Annotated in this window: 15 protein-coding genes and 1 pseudogene; 12 read left to right on the forward strand and 4 right to left on the reverse strand. The window is 48.0% G+C overall.

All coding sequences use genetic code 11. From position 1 onward, the window contains the following. The first annotated feature begins 9 nt into the window (after positions 1–9). The 9 genes from HMPREF0663_RS09785 (at position 10) to HMPREF0663_RS12000 (ending at position 8,743) form a co-directional block, all read left to right on the forward strand. The gene (locus tag HMPREF0663_RS09785; protein ID WP_036875496.1) at positions 10–618 is read left to right on the forward strand and encodes a DUF3256 family protein; all 609 of its coding nucleotides are present in this window, start codon (positions 10–12) and stop codon (positions 616–618) included. Positions 619–1,103: 485 nt separating this feature from the next. Further along, the gene (locus HMPREF0663_RS09790) at positions 1,104–2,348 is read left to right on the forward strand and encodes an MFS transporter (protein ID WP_004370342.1); all 1,245 of its coding nucleotides are present in this window, start codon (positions 1,104–1,106) and stop codon (positions 2,346–2,348) included. Beyond that, on the forward strand, positions 2,348–2,896 hold the full coding sequence (locus tag HMPREF0663_RS09795; RefSeq protein WP_004370343.1) for a bifunctional nuclease domain-containing protein: 549 nt from the start codon (positions 2,348–2,350) through the stop codon (positions 2,894–2,896). The genes HMPREF0663_RS09790 and HMPREF0663_RS09795 overlap by 1 nt, the downstream gene beginning before the upstream one ends. 27 nt (positions 2,897–2,923) lie before the next feature. Continuing rightward, positions 2,924–3,670, forward strand: coding sequence for a 16S rRNA (uracil(1498)-N(3))-methyltransferase (locus HMPREF0663_RS09800; protein ID WP_004370344.1), 747 nt, complete (start codon positions 2,924–2,926; stop codon positions 3,668–3,670). Next, on the forward strand, positions 3,667–5,028 hold the full coding sequence (locus HMPREF0663_RS09805; RefSeq protein ID WP_004370345.1) for a DUF4836 family protein: 1,362 nt from the start codon (positions 3,667–3,669) through the stop codon (positions 5,026–5,028). Before HMPREF0663_RS09800 ends, HMPREF0663_RS09805 begins: the two co-directional genes overlap by 4 nt. Next, positions 5,028–5,672 (forward strand): ATP-binding cassette domain-containing protein, encoded by a 645-nt coding sequence (locus tag HMPREF0663_RS09810; RefSeq protein ID WP_004370346.1) that lies wholly within the window; start codon positions 5,028–5,030, stop codon positions 5,670–5,672. Before HMPREF0663_RS09805 ends, HMPREF0663_RS09810 begins: the two co-directional genes overlap by 1 nt. Then, a complete protein-coding gene (locus tag HMPREF0663_RS09815; protein WP_004370347.1) occupies positions 5,669–6,868 on the forward strand; it encodes a transporter in 1,200 nt (399 codons plus the stop codon). The genes HMPREF0663_RS09810 and HMPREF0663_RS09815 overlap by 4 nt, the downstream gene beginning before the upstream one ends. A gap of 169 nt (positions 6,869–7,037) precedes the next feature. Next, on the forward strand, positions 7,038–7,631 hold the full coding sequence (locus tag HMPREF0663_RS09820; RefSeq protein WP_004370348.1) for a TetR/AcrR family transcriptional regulator: 594 nt from the start codon (positions 7,038–7,040) through the stop codon (positions 7,629–7,631). 38 nt (positions 7,632–7,669) lie between these two features. Further along, on the forward strand, positions 7,670–8,743 hold the full coding sequence (locus tag HMPREF0663_RS12000; protein WP_016665141.1) for an Acg family FMN-binding oxidoreductase: 1,074 nt from the start codon (positions 7,670–7,672) through the stop codon (positions 8,741–8,743). Here the strand turns inward: HMPREF0663_RS12000 and HMPREF0663_RS12300 are convergent. The 3 genes and pseudogenes from HMPREF0663_RS12300 to HMPREF0663_RS09835 form a co-directional block, all read right to left on the reverse strand. Beyond that, positions 8,677–8,844 (reverse strand): annotated as a pseudogene (locus HMPREF0663_RS12300) (sulfite exporter TauE/SafE family protein); the annotation flags it as partial. The gene HMPREF0663_RS12000 and the pseudogene HMPREF0663_RS12300 overlap by 67 nt on opposite strands. A 75-nt stretch (positions 8,845–8,919) precedes the next feature. After that, complete coding sequence (locus HMPREF0663_RS09830; RefSeq protein ID WP_004370350.1) at positions 8,920–9,969, reverse strand: sensor histidine kinase; 1,050 nt, start codon at positions 9,967–9,969, stop codon at positions 8,920–8,922. Next, positions 9,954–10,631 (reverse strand): response regulator transcription factor, encoded by a 678-nt coding sequence (locus HMPREF0663_RS09835; RefSeq protein WP_187115891.1) that lies wholly within the window; start codon positions 10,629–10,631, stop codon positions 9,954–9,956. The genes HMPREF0663_RS09830 and HMPREF0663_RS09835 overlap by 16 nt, the downstream gene beginning before the upstream one ends. Positions 10,632–11,204: 573 nt before the next feature. On the opposite strand from HMPREF0663_RS09835, the gene HMPREF0663_RS09840 reads away from it, so the two are divergent. The 3 genes from HMPREF0663_RS09840 (at position 11,205) to HMPREF0663_RS09850 (ending at position 16,898) form a co-directional block, all read left to right on the forward strand. Next, complete coding sequence (locus HMPREF0663_RS09840) at positions 11,205–14,309, forward strand: efflux RND transporter permease subunit (protein WP_004370352.1); 3,105 nt, start codon at positions 11,205–11,207, stop codon at positions 14,307–14,309. 22 nt (positions 14,310–14,331) lie between these two features. Beyond that, positions 14,332–15,660, forward strand: coding sequence for a phosphatase PAP2 family protein (locus HMPREF0663_RS09845; protein ID WP_004370353.1), 1,329 nt, complete (start codon positions 14,332–14,334; stop codon positions 15,658–15,660). A 173-nt stretch (positions 15,661–15,833) separates the two neighbouring features. Next, positions 15,834–16,898: an alpha/beta hydrolase gene (locus tag HMPREF0663_RS09850; RefSeq protein WP_004370354.1), complete on the forward strand. Its 1,065-nt coding sequence runs from the start codon at positions 15,834–15,836 to the stop codon at positions 16,896–16,898. Between the two features lie 249 nt (positions 16,899–17,147). Here the strand turns inward: HMPREF0663_RS09850 and HMPREF0663_RS09855 are convergent, their stop codons facing one another. Continuing rightward, the gene (locus HMPREF0663_RS09855; RefSeq protein WP_004370339.1) at positions 17,148–17,591 is read right to left on the reverse strand and encodes an HU family DNA-binding protein; all 444 of its coding nucleotides are present in this window, start codon (positions 17,589–17,591) and stop codon (positions 17,148–17,150) included. Between the last annotated feature and the right edge of the window lie 118 nt (positions 17,592–17,709).

Here is a 17,709-nt window from a genome sequence, read left to right on the forward strand (position 1 = left end):
AATAAATTGTTGAAAAGAATACTGATTATTCTGTTTGCATTTGCTTCGTTGACTGTTTCGGCGAAGTCTATGCGCGAAATTTGGCTGTCGATGCCCGATTCTATGGTACGCTATTTGAATAAAAGCAAGCGTATAGAGTTCTTGGATTATGTGGATATGAAGGTAAAGACCGATGTTAAGAACCTGCTTCAGGGAAGTAGTGTTATGGATACGATCACATCAGACTACCTCTCTGTGAAGCTGAACGAGGCTTCTACCATACAAATGAAGTTGCTCCCCGTGCGTGGGAGCGACAGCCTGCTGTGCGTAGTCCGCACATATTCTGCACCTGCAACCGAGAGCACGGTGAATTTCTTCACGCAAGACTGGCAGCCGTTAGGCGACATGTCGTTCGATGGCGGGCAATTTATCGTCAAGCCCGATACTATGAGTGAGCAATGTTTTGCCGAATTAAAGGCTATGATAGAGCCCGTTATGGTACGAGCGGAACTGTCTGCCGATCGCGATGAATTATTTCTGCAACTGTCTACACCATTGCTAAATAGCGAAGATAAAAAGGCTGTCGGGAGTATAATTTCGCAAAGAAAGCTTAAATGGAATGGAGAAATATTTAAGTAATGTTATAAAACCACATATTAATAGTATAAACACTTGTGAGTTTAAAATATTATAGTAAATTTGCACTGTGTTTTTCATGGTATTAGATTATTAAGGTTAATGAAGATTGGTTGTCGTGAGACAATCAATTTTTTTGTTTCTATATGTATTATGTTTATCATTTATTCAGACAATATTCTCGTTGATACGTGCTAAGAATTATCTTATTGCTGAACGAGTTGTAATTTGTTGATTATAAAGATGTCGCAAGCTGTTTTCTTATATGGTATATCTAAAGAGGATATATGGTCATCTGTCTGCCTTAGATGGCATATTTATCAGAAATAGGAAGTATGTGCTTTGCAAACAACTGTATGATACGACATTATAAAATATAAACAAATGAGGGCAAGACTCATGCTTCTATGGTATAATTATTGCGCCTTTTGTTTTGTGCTTTCTTAGTTTTGCCGTATCTTTGTGGCAAATTAATACAAAACGCGGAAATGAATTTGAAAATACGTTTGGCAGCAATGAACTTCCTTGAATTTGCAGTATGGGGAGCTTATCTGACGTGCATGGGAATTTATCTTGGCCGTATAGGCATGGCGTCGCATATCGGAACCTTTTATGCCATGCAGGGTATCGTGTCGATTTTTATGCCGGCTTTGGTGGGAATTATTGCAGATCGCTGGGTACCGGCACAGCGTATGCTGGGTATCTGCCATCTCTTGGCAGGACTGTTTATGTTTGCGGCTGCCTATTATGGACTTACCAACGGTACAAATGCTGCTTTCGGCGTGCTTTTCTCGTTGTATTCTCTGAGCGTGGCATTCTATATGCCAACGCTTGCGCTTACCAATTCGGTAGCTTACAGCGCCCTTACGCAGGCTGGTATGGATACGGTGAAAGATTTTCCTCCCATCCGTGTGTTCGGTACCGTTGGCTTTATATGCTCCATGTGGTTCGTAGACATCTTGGGTTTCAAGAACGACTATAATCAGTTCATTACGAGCGGAGTGCTCAGCATCGTGCTCTTTCTGTACACGTTCACGCTGCCCAAATGTGCCACGAGTACATCAGGAAAGAGCAAAAGTTTGGTTGATGCTTTCGGGCTCAGGGCATTTGCCTTGTTCAAACAGAAGAAGATGGCCATTTTCTTTATTTTCTCAATGTTGCTCGGAGTGAGTCTGCAGATAACGAATGGTTTTGCCACGCCTTTTATCGACAGCTTTAAGGTGCTGCCGGAGTACGCCGGAACGTTCGGTGTAAAGTATCCGGTTATTCTTTATTCACTCTCCCAAGTAAGCGAGACGCTCTGTATCTTGATGATACCTTTCTTTATGAAACGCTATGGCATCAAGAATGTCATGCTTATAGCCATGTTCGCTTGGGTGTTCCGTTTTGCCCTGCTTGGCGCGGGCAATCCCGGTAGTGGCGTTTGGATGTTCGTTCTGTCGATGGTTATTTACGGCGTGGCGTTCGATTTCTTCAATATAAGCGGTTCGTTATATGTAGATAAGTCTACTGATCCGCGGTTGCGTTCGAGTGCGCAGGGACTTTTCATGCTCATGACCAACGGCATAGGAGCGACGGTGGGTTCGTTTGCCGCACAAGCAGTAGTAGACAGCAACACATTCAACGGCATAACAAACTGGCGCCCTTGTTGGTACACCTTTGCTGCTTACGCACTTGTGGTAGGCGTGAGTTTTGCTCTGATGTTCCGGCCTAAGACGAGAGAGACAGAATAATGGATAAGATAAGATTGAAATTCAAAGGTATTTCTGAAATCGTAGGCAGCGAGGAAGTAGGTTTGCTGGTTCTTACAGACGAGGCGGAAGCACGTCAGATTTCCATAACCTGCGACAAGGCGATGCTTTATCAGTTCGAACTTCGTATGCAGCGTGCCCCCGTCGTGGGGCGGTTACTGCCAGAAGTGTTGTGGCAGATTATCAGCACGCAGAGCGAACTTGGTTTCGAGCTCATGATCAATAGCTTGATTGATGGGCAATACCGTGCCTTGATATATAATAAGGAGACGTTGGAGCCCATCTCGCTTCGTGCGAGTGATGCCGTGCTTCTTGCCTATATCAGCAAGATACCGCTTTATATCGAGGCTGGGTTGATGCAGAAACAAAGCGTAGAGTATTACAGAGATTCCAAGGGGATGGTGCTGCCTGTGAACTCCATCAGTAACGAGATGCTTAGGAGTGCGCTTGACAAAGCCGTCAAGGACGAGGATTATGAGTTGGCTTCGCACCTGCGCGATGAAATGAGGCGGCGAAAGATAAAAGAGTAGAGTGCCGCTTGCTAAAAGACTGAACCGATGAAAGAAATGAGATATTTTTATGTTCCCGATGCCGGAAGACAAACCGAATTGCCACCCGATGAGGCTGCACATGCCTTGCGAGTGCTACGGTTGAAAGCAGGGGATGAATTTTTTCTTATGGATGGCGCAGGCTCCTTTTTCCGTGCCGAGCTGACAGTGACATCCGCAAAGCGCTGTATGTATGCCGTAAAAGCCGTTTTACCACAAACAAAGACGTGGAACGGGCATATTCACTTGGCCATTGCGCCGACCAAGATGATGGAAAGAATGGAATGGCTTGTTGAGAAAGCTACCGAGATCGGGTTCGACGAGCTATCGCTTTTGGACTGCCGGTTCTCGGAACGCAGGCAGGTAAAGACTGCCCGCTTGGAAAAGATTGTCGTTTCTGCTGTTAAGCAGAGCCGTAAGCCATGGAAGCCACTCGTCCACGAGATGACAGATTTCAAGACTTTTGTTGAAAGCAGGCAGAAGGGCCGTTACTTCATAGCCCACTGTTACGACGATGTGCCGAAAGAAGATTTATATGATAAACTAACGAAACATTCCGGCAACGAAGACGTAACTGTACTGATAGGGCCCGAAGGCGACTTCTCCATCGAAGAAGTAAACTTCGCTTTGGAGCATGGCTGCGAGCCTGTATCGCTCGGAGCCAGTCGGCTTCGCACCGAAACTGCCGGACTGTTGGCAGTGAGTATGGCGCAGCTTGCATTTAGAATACGAACCAATGAAACAGACTTAAAATGAGAAAATTCAGCAGATTGTTATTCGGATACCTCTTATTCTTGGTGTTTGTTTTACTGTTGGCATCATGCTCCGGTAACGACTATGTGAATGCTATCCCCCGCGAGAGCACGGCCGTAATTTCGATGGATATCAACAAGATGAGCGGAGTAAACAGCAAAGTACTGTTCAAGACCATGCTCCACGTGAGCGATCTTCATGGGAGCGGCATTGATTTCTCCTCTAAAATATTCCTTTTTGAGTCGGCTCAAGGCAATTTAGGCCTCTGTGCCAAGGTGACTGACGAGGGAGAATTGTCAGAACTGCTTGCCAGACTCGCTAAAGCGGGCGTGTGCACCGATGTGCAAAAGCGGCGCGGATACAATTTCTGCGTATTGCACGACGCATGGATGGTGGGCTATTCCGATGAGGCCATACTTGTGATGGGGCCAGTGGAGGCCGCCGGTCAAGCTGAATTACAGAACGAAATAGCAAAATATCTCGGGCAGTCCGAAGAAGATGGTATCAAGAATAGCAAGCTCTATGCAAAGCTCGATTCTATAAATGCTCCTATGGGCATGGTGGCTGAAACGCAGGCGTTACCGGAAAAGTTCGTCGCACCGTTTATGATCGGTGCCCCGCAGGGAGCCGACGCTTCGCAAGTGCTGATAGCCGCACGGATGAATGTAAGGAAAGGCTGTCTGCTGATCGACGGCGAGACATTCTCGTTCAATAAGACGATAGGCAGGGAGCTGAAAAAAGCGGTGGCGACAGTTTATCGTCCCGTTGGCGGGAAGTTCTTAAAATCCATGTCGCGGGAAGCGCCGTTCGGTATGTTCGTGAACGTGAAAGGTGAAGACTTTCTCCCTCTTCTACGCGCCAATAAGCCCATTCAGGCTATGCTTGCGGGTATTAACACTGCCATTGACATGGACAACATAATCAAGAGTGTCGATGGCGATATGTCAATCGTAATGTCAGAGTTCGCCGATGACCGACTGAGAATGTCGATGGCTGCCGAGCTTGCCAACAGCAACTGGCTGGCCGATGTGGACTATTGGAAACAGTCGGTGCCACAGGGCGGGCGCATAGTCGACTGGATGAAGAATGCCTATTATTATACCGATGGCAAGACGACATTCTATTTCGGCGTAGACGAAAACCGTCGGTTCTTCAGCGGAAATAGTGCCCAAGAGGCGCTGACCGCTGTGAAAATCTCCGCCCATCCCCTTCTTGCCGAAGTGCAGGCCGAGGTGCAGGGCAAGCGAATGGTGATTGTTATCAATCTTTCTTCGGAAGCCGGCGGTAAGGTGGAGGCCGTGACGAGTGTGCTGAGCCCCTTCTTTGGCCGACTCAATATGATTGTTTACAGTTTAAGATAATGGAAACGATAAAATTACACTCCGTTGTTCCACAGGTCTTTGCACGGCGGACCAACTGGAAAACTGACGTCTGGGACATCGATGTACTTTTCGAGAAAGGGCGACTGTACCTTGTAGAGGCAGAGAGTGGTGCGGGCAAGAGCACTTTTTGCAGCTATGTCTTGGGATACCGCCACGATTACAACGGAAAGATAACTTTCGGCGGTGCCGACATCGCCGGTTTCAAAGTAAAAGACTGGGTAGACATTCGCCGTCGCCATATAGCCCACCTTTTTCAGGAATTGCGCTTGTTTCCTGAGCTGACCTCGTTTGAAAACGTAGAAATAAAGAACAGGATTACTCGAATGAAGTCGCGTAGCGAGATTACAGAATGGTTCGACATGCTCGGCATTGCCGATAAAATAGATGAGAAAATCGCGCGCATGTCTTTCGGGCAGCAGCAACGCGTGGCTATGATACGTGCTCTGGTGCAACCGTTTGATTTTCTTTTGGCCGACGAACCTATCAGCCATCTCGACGATGCTAACTCGAAAGCCATGGGCGAGCTCATGATGGTTGAAGCCACGCGCCAGGGTGCAGGCGTCATCGTGACAAGCATCGGCAAGCATATGGAACTAAACTATGATAAAATCTTGAAACTATGAATTTAGTTTGGAAACTCCTTCGCCGCCACGTAAGTATTCCGCAGTTTGCAGGATTTTTCTTCGCCAATCTGTTCGGTATGCTGATTGTGCTGCTCGGCTTTCAGTTTTATCGCGATATACTTCCGGTGTTTACTGAGGGCGACAGTTTCATGAAGGGTGACTATCTCATTGTAAGCAAGAAAATAGCTGTGGCAAATACGATTACTGGGTGCTCCAACACATTCTCCAATGCAGAGTTCGACGATCTTGCCGAGCAGAAGTTCGTTAAGAACATTGGTAGGTTCACGTCAGCCGAATATAAAATCGATGCCTCCATGGGCATCGATGGTACGAACCTACTCAACTCCGAAATTTCGTTCGAGAGTATTCCCAATGCCTTCGTGAGCGCATCCGCGGCACAGTGGGACTACCGCTCAGGCGAAATCGTGGTCCCCATCATTTTGCCCCGTTCATATATAGCAATGTATAACTTCGGCTTCGCACAGAAACACTCGTTGCCCAAAATCTCCGACGGATTGGTGGGTATGATCGACCTGCGCATTTTCATACACGGAAACGGCCACCGCGACGAATACAAAGGAAAGGTGATCGGTTTCTCCAACCGGCTGAATACAATCCTCGTGCCGCAGTCGTTTATGGAGTGGAGCAACGCCCGCTATGCTCCTGCTGCTGTCGGTGCCCCCAGCCGACTTATACTCGAAGTAATCAACCCCGCCGATGAAAATATTGCGAAGTATATCGAGCGGAAAGGTTATGAGGTTGAAGATAACAATCTTGCAGCCGAGAAGACAACCTACTTCCTTAGGCTCGTTGTCGTGATGGTAATGGCGGTCGGGTTAGTTATCTCTCTTCTTAGTTTCTATATTCTTATGCTCAGTATCTACCTGCTCGTGCAGAAGAACTCCTCGAAATTAGAAAACCTTCTACTTGTCGGCTACAGTCCATCCGAGGCTGCGTTGCCCTATCAGGTGCTTACCATTTGTCTCAACGCAGTTGTTTTGCTTATTGCTTTAGCTGTGCTCTATGGCATTCGGTTGGTCTACATGGATATGGTCGTAACCCTATTCCCGAGTATCCCCGATGGTTCTCTGATGCCCTCGCTTGTGCTGGGCTTACTTCTCTTTGTTATTGTGAGCCTACTCAACATCGTCGCCATCCGGATGAAAATCCTGCGCATCTGGTATCGGAGAGACTGAAACTGTTATTTGCCATATAGTATCTCTTTAAGGTATATCTTATTTCAACAAGTCGACAAGAAGTTAAATATCTATAAAAAGTGAACTTTTTCTTATTCTTTCTTGTGTGTTACCGATAAGTAACGTAATTTTATAGTTACTTATCGGTAACATCTTGTTTAGAGTAAATATGAAGGATAGAGAACTCACGGAAAGAAAGATACTTGATGCAGTAGGAAGTATTATAGCGAGTGACGGTTTTGAAAGCGTTGGTATAAATGTAGTAGCTCAAAGGGCAGGTGTATCAAAGATGCTCATATACAGGTATTTCGGAGGCTTAAACGGATTGCTCTCAAAGTATCTTCTCCAAAAAGATTTTTGGGTAAATACGAATATGAATATCGAGAAATCGTCCGATATCAGCGGAAGTCTCAAGCAACTGTTCCGTGAACAAATCAGACAGTTGCGGAATGACATTATATTACAAAGGTTGCACAGATGGGAACTGTCTACAGAAAACCAAGCCATCCGCCTCTTGCGGGAAAAACGAGAGCAGAACGGTAATGAGCTGATAAGAAGTGTCAGCGAGCTGACACACTCATCAAGTGCTGAAATTGCATCCTTAGCAAGTATTATTTCAGCAGCCATCAGCTATCTTGTTCTGATGGAAAATCAGAATCCCGTATATAATGGAATTGATTTACATAACGATAGGGGGTGGGAGCAGATAGTAGGGGGAATAGATTTAATTATTGACTTATGGATAAAATATATTCGACAATAAGAAAACTGTTTTTATTAATAATTTTATTTGTAGGAATTATGAGTAATGTTTTTGCACAAAATATAGACTATTTATTTATGATAGAGCAGGCAGTCAAAGCACCTTCGGGGCATAACACGCAGCCGTGGCTGTTTAAGATCGGAGAGACAGGGATCGATATTTATCCCGATTTCGCAAAATCGTTGCCCGTGGTAGATCCGGATAATCGAGAATTGTTTATCGCTCTGGGATGCGCTGCGGAGAATCTCTGCATTGCAGCGTTACATAAAGGATACGAGCCGACTGTATCTATTACCGGAAATTGTGTAATCCATATCGAACTTGCCAAGCATAAATGTGGCCTGTCGCTGTCTTCTTTGTTTCCTCAGATATCTGTCAGGCAAACCAATAGAAGAGTTTATAACGGAAATATAATTCCCGAAGACAGTATTAATTTATTAAAGAAGGTCAATGCGGAATCTTCTGTTGGAATTCATTTTTTCAAGAACGGCACACCAGAGTTCAATTCCATTTCGGAAATGATTTACGAAGGTAATAGTAGGCAGATGCGTGATAAGAATTTCAAGACAGAATTGCAGCAATGGATGCGATATAACAAGAAGCATCAAGATGCGACAAGAGATGGATTGAGTTATGCCGTATACGGTGCTCCCAATGTACCTCGCTTCATTGCAAAGCCCATTATTACCAAGGCCATGAATGCGAAGTCGCAAAATAAAAGTGACAAAAAGAAAATAGCTTCCTCTTCTCATTTCGTTCTGCTCACTACCCGAAACAATACGGTTGAGCAATGGATAAACTTGGGCAGAACATTAGAGCGTATTCTTCTTCGAGCCACAGAAATGGATATTGTGAATGCTTATATGAACCAGCCCAACGAGATACATGAAATTTCAAGTAAAATGGCAGAAAAGCTGGGCATTGCCGGTGAATATCCCGCAGTTTTGATACGTATAGGATATGCGAAAAAGATGCCGTATTCGCTAAGGAGAAGCGTTGAAACACGGCTTCTTCCCGTTTCTTCTAAATCTCGCCAGCCCATCGCCGCCCGCGATAGGTTACTCATCAACTGTGCGATGGTGGCAACAGGTACAGCCACCTCTATGCCATAGAAATAAGTGATGACCGGCAGCAGCACCATACCATCGCCAAAACCGACCGATCCAGATAATATTCCGGCTATTAGTCCCACGAAAAATAAAGTAACGTACATTGGTATAGAAATAAATGCTACTACTTAATAGATAATGTACTGTCGATTCCACAAATATTAAAGTGGCGTATATAGTTAAAAGTCTACCGTAAATACGTGCAGGCCATCTTTGTAATGATAGCCTTCCTGCCAATGATGATAATTGCAGATAGACTTCACGATGGCGAGTCCCAGTCCGTTGCCCTTTTGGTTGCTTTGTGTACGGTAAAAGCGGGAAAAGATATGTTCAGCATCAAGAGGTCGCTCATCCGAAGTATTGGCAACAGTCAGCCGCTTATCTGCAACGCTGATGATAATGTTGCCTCCGGCCCGATTGTGGCGAACGGCATTTACAACGAGATTGGTAATCAAACTTTCCAACAATGTGTCGTTGCACACAAGTGTAAGATTGGATTGCCGATAGTCGGTAGCGATGGGCAAACTCCCCGCAAGACTTTCCAATCGAGGCAGAATGTCGTTTATCTTGCGGCAGAGGTTTACATTATCTGCCATACGAAACTGGTTGTTTTCTATCTTCGAGAGTAGCAGAAGACTGCGACTGAGGTTGCTCATGTGGCGTAGCTCCCGATACATTTCCTGCATTTCTCGAGCTTGATGCTCTGTCAAGTGTTCGTCTTGCAGCAGATTGTCTATCTTGTTCTGAACGATGGCAAGTGGAGTCTGAAACTCGTGGGAGGCATTCTCCGTGAACTCTTTCTGCACCTGATAACTTCTGACGCTTGTGTGCATAATCAAATTGAGTGTAGCGTTCAGCTGGCTAAATTCTCTAACTCCTGTGTTTTCGGATAACCATACTGCACCTTCTTCCACTTTAAAGTCTTTAATGCTGTTGAGTGTCTGGTGGAATGGGCGCCACAGTCTACGGGGGACAAACTGCATCACAAGAAAGATAGCTGCCAGCATTCCTCCCAAGATGATAAAGAACTGAATGAATACGCCTGCCATAACGTCCTGTTCGAGGTCGATGCTGGGATTACGTATGCCGTAGCGCCGCATGATTTCCATCAAATCTTCGGCGTAGAAGCGCATGGTGAGATAATATAATAAAGGTGTGGCAAGCACCAAGACCGTGAGCATACCTGTGGTGAGGCGTGCTGTCATCTGCCGAGTCAAACTTCTTTCCATTTGTAGCCGGTTCCGTAAATTGTTTTTATCACGTCGGTGACACCTTCTTTGGCGAGTTTTGACTTGAGGTTCTTGATATGTGAATAAATAAAGTCGTAACTGTCCATCATGTCAGCCATTTCGCCGCTCAGATGTTCGGCGATGGCAGCTTTGGATACAACACGGTCTCGATTGCTGATGAAGAACAGCAGCAGCTCGTATTCCGAGCGAGTGAGCACGATCGGCGTGTCGCCAACGGTAACAGTCTTGTCGAGCAGATTGATTTCAATGTCTCTTGCCAGCACCTTATTGTTTGCCGAGAAATTTTTCCTGCGGATAAGTGCATAAATACGCATAGCCAGTTCGGGTAGCGCGAACGGTTTCGGCAGATAGTCGTCGGCACCAATCTCCAGCCCCTTCAGGCGGTCGTCGAGCGAGTCTTTGGCCGAGATAATAATAACACCCACGCCACTTTTCTTGCTGCGGATAGTGCGGAGCACATCCATTCCATCTCCGCCCGGCAGCATCAGGTCGAGCAACACGCAGTCGTACTCATAAATACTTGCCTTCATTTTGGCATCGGCAAAATTGAAAGCCTGCTCACACAGATAATGTTGGCTTTCAAGATAGTTTTTAATCCCGTCTGATAGACGGTGTTCATCCTCAATTATCAATATCTTCACATCTTCCATAACGATTTTCTCTTTTTTTTATTATACGACCGACTTAAGAATAAATGCCGACACAAAAGCAACATACAGTTCGCTTTTCGACAGTTTCGCCGCATAGAGATACGAGCGAATCCAAAGGGTGTAAAAGGCTGTTGCCGTTATTCTTGCTTTTGTCCGACGGCAAACTTATAATAGAAATTTGTAGAAAAGTTGTAGATAGAAGGCTCATAGGCAAGAAACAGAATTTCTACAAAAGTTGTAGATTATTTAATAGATAATCTTTTTACAATACAGATTATCTACAAAATTACATGATAGCTTTGCTGCAAAAACAAAGTATGAAAGAGAATGAAAAAGTTGCTTGTCAAAGTATCACGCATATAAGCCATTATGTTTTGTCGTAAGTATTTAAATATTACCACCGAGTAGTAATTGTATTACCATGTATGTGTAATTGAATTACCATTCATTGGTAAGCGAACTATCACCAACAACCAACAGGTAAGATCATATTGCTTGACTGTTTCGCTGAAAGCGGTGTTCAATCGTATTTTAACTCAATAATCAACCAATCGCAAGGTATCAATGAATATAAAGACTTTTATAGACCGGCCCATATCATCCGTCATGCTCTCGGTCACCATCGTCATTCTTGGTATAATCGGCCTCATCAGTCTGCCTATCGAGCAGTATCCCGATATAGCTCCACCTACAGTGAAAGTGTCGGCCACCTATACAGGCGCCAGCGCGGAGACGGTGATGAAGAGCGTGGTGGTGCCCTTGGAAGCGTCTATCAACGGAGTGGAGAACATGCAGTACATGACCTCCACGGCCGCCAACAACGGCACATGCACCATCAGCATCTACTTCAAGCAAGGCTCCGACCCCAATATGGCGGTGGTGAACGTGCAGAACAGGGTGGCCTCGGCGCAGGGCCAACTGCCGTCGGAGATAACCAAGAGCGGTATCACGGTGCGCAAGACACAAAACTCCAACCTGAAATTTATCACGATGTACAGCCCTGACGGGCGATATGACGCGAAGTTTCTGAACAACTATCTGAAGATTAACGTGGAGCCGCAGCTATCGCGCATACCCGGCGTGGGAGAGGTGAACATCTTTGGGGCCGACTACGCGCTCCGCGTGTGGCTCGACCCGAACAAGATGAAGGCATACGGGCTTGTGCCGGCCGACATCGACAACGTGCTGTCAGCGCAGAATCTGGAATCGCCCACAGGTTCCTTGGGCGCGGAGTCCGAGAACACTTATCAGTACGTGCTGAAATACCGTGGCAGGTACAGTAAAATATCCGATTACGAAAACCTTGTCGTCAAGGCCACGCCCGACGGCAACGTACTGCGCCTGCGCGATGTCGCGCGGATAGAATTGGGCACGGTGAACTACAACTTGAAGAGCACGACGAAGGGGCTGCTGGGCGCGTCAGCAAGCATCACGCAGATAGCGGGCTCCAATGCCTATAACATCATTCAGCAGATAGACCAAGTGGAGGCACAGGTGAGGAAAACACTGCCGCCCGGCATGATATTGGAAGACCAGACGAGCGTGACGGATTTCCTCAACGCTTCCATTCAGAATGTGGTCGAGACCTTGCTGATAGCCCTTGTGCTCGTCGTCATCGTGGTGTTCCTCTTCCTGCGCGACTGGCGTTCGATGGTGGTTCCCACCATAGCCATTCTCGTGTCGCTCATCGGTACTTTTGCCTTTATCTATGTGGTTGGCTTCACACTCAATCTGCTCACGCTCTTCGCCTTAGTGCTCGTCATCGGAACAGTAGTCGACGACTCCATTGTAGTGGTGGAGGCGGTGCAGGCCAAGCTGGACGAAGAAGGTTACACGAGCGTTTACGAGGCAACCATAGCCGCGATGAAAGAGCTGAAGTCGGCCCTGATGACGACTACTATCGTGTTTATGGCCGTGTTCGTTCCCGTCAGCTTCACCAGCGGTACGACGGGTGTCTTCTATAAGGAATTCGGGCTTACGATGGCTGCGGCCGTCGCCATCTCCCTGCTCAACGCGTTGACGCTCTGTCCCGCGCTCTGCGCCATCATCCTGCGCCCGAAGAGAAAGAAGATTTCCGCCAAAAAGGCAAAGAAGCGCAACAAGTGGATGGAGCGATACGAGCGAGGCATCGTAAACATGCTCCGCCGCCGAAGACTCGTCGCCTTGTCCATTCCGGCAGCCGTGCTCCTTTTGGCATTCATGATTTACACGACCAAGACAGGACTGGTACCGCAGGAGGATATGGGCACAATCGATGTCAATGTGCAGTGCAAGCCCGGTTACAGCCTGGCCCAGACCGGAAAGGTGATGGACCAAGTGGAAGCCGTGGTGCGCACGATTCCGCAAATCAAGATATACACCCGTGTAGACGGGCGCGACGCGCAGCAGAACCAAACCTCGTCGGCCGGATTTCTGTCTGTCCGCTTGAAGCCTTGGGCGGAGCGGAAAGCAAAGGCCGACGATATAGACAGCGTGGTCAACCTCATCTACCGGCGCACTGCCTGCATCAAAGAGGCTAAGGTGAATTGCGCCACGCTACCAATGATACGCGGCTATGGCTCCAGCAGCGGATTTGAGTTCTACGTGCAGAACCGGGCAAGCGAAGATTTCAACAGTTTGGCCAAGGTGACGCAGCAATTTCTCGACCAACTGAACAGGCGGCCCGAGATTTCAAAAGCCCACTCCACGTTCGATACCGGCTATCCGCAGTATCAGGTAGACGTAGATGCCGCCAAGTGCATGATGAAAAACGTGTCGCCCAAAGACGTACTTGCCACTTTGGCCGCCTACGTGGGAGGCGCCTACGCTTCCAATCTGAACAAGTACACGAAGTTCTACCGCGTGATGGTGCAGGCTTCCGCCCAATACCGGCTCAACGAGCAAGCCTTGTCGAGCATGTATGTCAGGGGGAGCGACGGCAATCTGTCGCCTTTGAGCGAATATGTTACGTTGAAGAAGATCAACGGACCTGAATACCTGACACATTTCAACCTCTTTCCCGGCATTCGTGTCAATGGGACTCCCGCCACTGGCTACAGTTCCGGCCAAGCCCTTCAAGCCATCAGCGAGGTGGCCGCGCAGACACTCCCCACCAGTTATGGCTACGAGCTGAGCGGCATGTCGAGAGAAGAGTCTTCGCAAGGTAATGTTACCACGGTCATCCTGCTGCTCAGTCTGGTCTTCATCTACATCATCCTGAGCTCGCTGTACGAGAGTCTGCTCATATCTTTTGCCGTGATACTCGTCATCCCGTTCGGACTCTGCGGCAGTTTCCTCCTGTCGGGCATTTTCGGCATAGAGAACAACATCTATATGCAGACGGGGCTCATCATGCTGATCGGCATGCTGGCAAAGACGGCTATCCTGCTCACGGAATACGCCACTGAACGGCGTAGGAAAGACGGAATGTCAATAGCCATGTCGGCCTTCTCGGCCGCCAGAGTGCGCTTTCGCCCCATCGTGATGACCGCCGCCGTGATGATATTCGGCATGCTACCGCTGATGTTCTCTTCCGGCGCGGGAGCCAAGGGCGACGCGTCTATTGGCACGGGAGTGCTGGGTGGCATGCTCGTAGGCACATTAGCACTGCTTGTCGTTGTTCCTGTGCTCTTCTGTTTGTTCCAATCTTTGGACGAAAGGCTGAGAACCAATAGAAAGAAATTGTTTTGAAACCATCACTCTGTGCAGATAAATGAAATGTAATAAGGCTACGGCTTGTTTCCGTAATATCGTGGATAGACTGGATTCCATGCTTCCAAGAACAACTATATCCTTATGTTGTCTCATCTTCTCTCTGGGAATCCATGCCGCCATCCTTGATACGGCAACTGGCATCGCTGACAGCCTGCGGCAAAAGCAGGATACGGCAAGGCTCAGCAGGTTTCAGGTAAAGGCAGACAACATCGGACAGTCGCGCTTGTTTCGTGCCACTTATCTGGGACTGCCGCTAATAGCAGGCGGATTGTTGGAAAAGCACTATGACTCTAAATTTCGCAGGTTGAGAAACGACTTTATGCCCGAATTCCGTCGTCCGCTCGACAACTACACACAGCTGGCGCCGGCAGCGGTGATGCTGGGAATGAAGGCAGCGGGCGTACCGAGCAGGTCGTCGTGGGGCAGAATGATAGCCAGCGATGTTTTATCTACGGCCCTGATGGCAGGCGTGGTGCAAGGTCTGAAATCAGCCACACACGTTGTCCGCCCCGACGGCAGCAACAATCAAAGTTTTCCGTCGGGCCATACGGCTACGGCCTTTATGACGGCCACGATGCTCTCAAAGGAATACGGGCATCTCTCGCCGTGGATAAGTGTGGGCGCCTATTCCGTAGCAACAGGTACGGGACTTATGCGCATGGCGAACAACAAGCATTGGCTGAGCGACGTGATGGTAGGTGCCGGCATAGGCATTCTTTCTACGGAATTTGGCTACTGGATTGCAGACGCCATTATGAAAGATAAAGGGCTCAACATCCGCGAGGTTCAGGATGAAGAGCGGTTGGGCTACTCCCGCCCGTCGTTTTTCGGCTTATATATGGGCTTTAACGTGCCGCTGAGTAAGTTCGACGTGAACGAAGACGTAGCCTATCAGACTTCTATGGGAACCACGCTCGGACTGGAAGGCGCCTACTTTCTCAACCGATATGTAGGACTGGGCGGACGCATCACGCTCTCCAACCTTCAGTTCATCGTCAACGGAACGGAGGCTCCCGAAAATACGCTCGACTTTTATAATATCAGCGCCGGCCCATACCTTTCGTTTCCCTTTACCCCTCGATGGACTGTCGGTACAAAGATGCTCATTACTCGCACCCGTTATGGCAAAACCAACATCGGCGGTGTTGCCGTTCCGCGCAACAGCGGATGGGGCTTCGGAACGGGTATAAACCTCGACTATCGGGTAAAGAAGCATTTTGGTTTCGGCTTGTTTATGGACTACAACATACAGCCGCCCCACAGTCAAGGCAGTGGGGAATATGTTCATACCATGACTCTGGGTACCAAGGTAGCCGTAAGATTTTAATATCCTGCCGAATAAACAGTCAACGATCTTGAAAAAACGAACGATAATAAAAGAAAATTACTATCTTTGCAACAGATGGGCCGCATTTTGCAATTTCAAACACGTTTGATTGCTCTCGGCTTGCGCCATCTTTACAGCAGGGAATAACGAATAATTATTTAATAACAAATTGTATGACGAAAAGAATAATAATGATGGCAATAGCCATATTAGCAATGACACCAACAATAACTATGGCAAAGAAAGAACAGAAACAAGTATTGAACCCGTGGGGACTGGTCTACGACGGTGCCCTTACGGAAAACGTTGCGGGCGGGGTAAATATTCACCCCGTAACGTATGAAGTAGGCGGTGTTAGCGTGTCGGCCAACGTTTACACCCCGACAGGCTACGATGCAAAGAAGAAATACGCGGCCGTGGTAGTTTCTCACCCCAACGGCGGCGTAAAAGAGCAGGTGAGCGGCATGTTCGCCCAAAAGCTGGCAGAAGCCGGTTTTATCGCCATTGCCTGCGATGCCCGTTGGCAGGGGCAGAGCGGCGGACAGCCACGCGGCACCGACAAACCGGTCAACCGTATAGAAGACATCCACGGTATGATCGACTTCATCTCACGCTATCCCGGCGTCGACGCTTCGCGCATAGGCGCTCTCGGCATCTGCGGTGGTGGCGGTTACACAGTTGCAGCCGCACAGAGCGACAAGCGGATCAAGGCTGTGGCCGCACTGAGCATGTTTAACACAGGACGCGTCCGCCGCAACGGATATTGCGACTCCCAGCTTAACACCATTCAAGAACGGCTCAAGCAGGCATCCGAAGCCCGTCAGAAAGAGGCTGAAACCGGTATCGCCGTTTATCCGCCAAAGGCCAAAACGCCAACAGAAGAAGAACTCAAGAAAATGCCCTTCGACCTCTATCGCGAAGGCATATTCTACTACGCCACCTCTAAATACGCTCATGCCAACGACGGAGCCACCGCGCCCGTGAGTAGCCTGCTCGACCTGATGACGTGGGATGCCACCACGACAATGGACCTCATCGGCCAGCCGTTGTTGCTGATTGCCGGAGAAAAGGCCGACTCTTACTATATGACGGAAGACGCGATGAAGAAAGCCACAGGCACGGCAGACAAAGAGCTGTACATCATCCCGGGAGCCACCCACATACAGACCTATTACGTGCCTGAATATGTGGAGAAAGAGCGCGCAAAGATAGTAGATTTCTTCAATAAGAAATTGTGAAAGCCGGCCGTCGGTAGCATTTGCAGCTTGCGGTAAGGGTGAGGACATGAAAAATCCCGATCCTGTTCTCGTCGTCGCGACGGTCAAAAATGGCGGATCGGGATTGTCATAGAGAGTTATAAAATATTTTCAAGTGGCGAATGTTGAATTCTGAAGCGAAGTTCGGTGTTTGGCCGATTGCTGCGTGTTGTGCGATCGGTTAATGCAGACTTTTCTTTTGCGCTTGTTCGTTCTTTATTCCCCACGGCATTATGCCCCCGGTTTGGGTGTGGTTTGAGCAGGTTTTTCGCCTTCCAACTTTACTTCGAGACCTTGCAGGAACTGTTTCCGGCGCGTATGATCTGTAGCCGTCCAATGCGTTTCGGGCTGGAAGTTGATGCGTGCGCCCACGATGTGGTCTGTAGAATTAAAGTCTTTGGGCGAATTGGCAGGCTTGCTTTTCAGCCCTACCTTGAATGCGCCGAAGCCTTCGAGCACCACGCGGTCGCCGTTCTGCAGATGACGGCGGAACACGTTGATCATTTCTTTCAGCACTACGTACACATCGGCCTGCTTAGCCGTGGTGTTGTCTTGTATTTCCTGACTGATTTCTTCGAGGTTTACCACGTCGTTTATCACTGCGCGGGCATACCATTTGCCTTTGTAGGCACTGTTCTTGCGGTTGTCTTGATACAACTTGTATTTCACTGCCATAATCGTTTGGTTTTAAAGGGTTTAACATGTTATTTATAAAGAGTTTGGCTGCTTGTTGTAAGGAGACGGTCTTTTTATGCTAAGGAGATGGCCTTTTTACGATAAGGAGATGGTCTCT

Source organism: Hoylesella oralis ATCC 33269, assembly GCF_000185145.2.
Classification (GTDB): domain Bacteria; phylum Bacteroidota; class Bacteroidia; order Bacteroidales; family Bacteroidaceae; genus Prevotella; species Prevotella phocaeensis.

Coding starts and splice junctions, on each gene's coding strand:
- HMPREF0663_RS09800 (WP_004370344.1), top strand. CDS start 2,924: ATGAAAGAAATGAGATATTTTTATGTTCCCGATGCCGGAAGACAAACC.
- HMPREF0663_RS09850 (WP_004370354.1), top strand. CDS start 15,834: ATGACGAAAAGAATAATAATGATGGCAATAGCCATATTAGCAATGACA.
- HMPREF0663_RS09795 (WP_004370343.1), top strand. CDS start 2,348: ATGGATAAGATAAGATTGAAATTCAAAGGTATTTCTGAAATCGTAGGC.
- HMPREF0663_RS09855 (WP_004370339.1), bottom strand. CDS start 17,591: ATGGCAGTGAAATACAAGTTGTATCAAGACAACCGCAAGAACAGTGCC.
- HMPREF0663_RS09830 (WP_004370350.1), bottom strand. CDS start 9,969: ATGGAAAGAAGTTTGACTCGGCAGATGACAGCACGCCTCACCACAGGT.
- HMPREF0663_RS09810 (WP_004370346.1), top strand. CDS start 5,028: ATGGAAACGATAAAATTACACTCCGTTGTTCCACAGGTCTTTGCACGG.
- HMPREF0663_RS12000 (WP_016665141.1), top strand. CDS start 7,670: ATGAGTAATGTTTTTGCACAAAATATAGACTATTTATTTATGATAGAG.
- HMPREF0663_RS09820 (WP_004370348.1), top strand. CDS start 7,038: ATGAAGGATAGAGAACTCACGGAAAGAAAGATACTTGATGCAGTAGGA.
- HMPREF0663_RS09840 (WP_004370352.1), top strand. CDS start 11,205: ATGAATATAAAGACTTTTATAGACCGGCCCATATCATCCGTCATGCTC.
- HMPREF0663_RS09845 (WP_004370353.1), top strand. CDS start 14,332: ATGAAATGTAATAAGGCTACGGCTTGTTTCCGTAATATCGTGGATAGA.
- HMPREF0663_RS09815 (WP_004370347.1), top strand. CDS start 5,669: ATGAATTTAGTTTGGAAACTCCTTCGCCGCCACGTAAGTATTCCGCAG.
- HMPREF0663_RS09805 (WP_004370345.1), top strand. CDS start 3,667: ATGAGAAAATTCAGCAGATTGTTATTCGGATACCTCTTATTCTTGGTG.
- HMPREF0663_RS09790 (WP_004370342.1), top strand. CDS start 1,104: ATGAATTTGAAAATACGTTTGGCAGCAATGAACTTCCTTGAATTTGCA.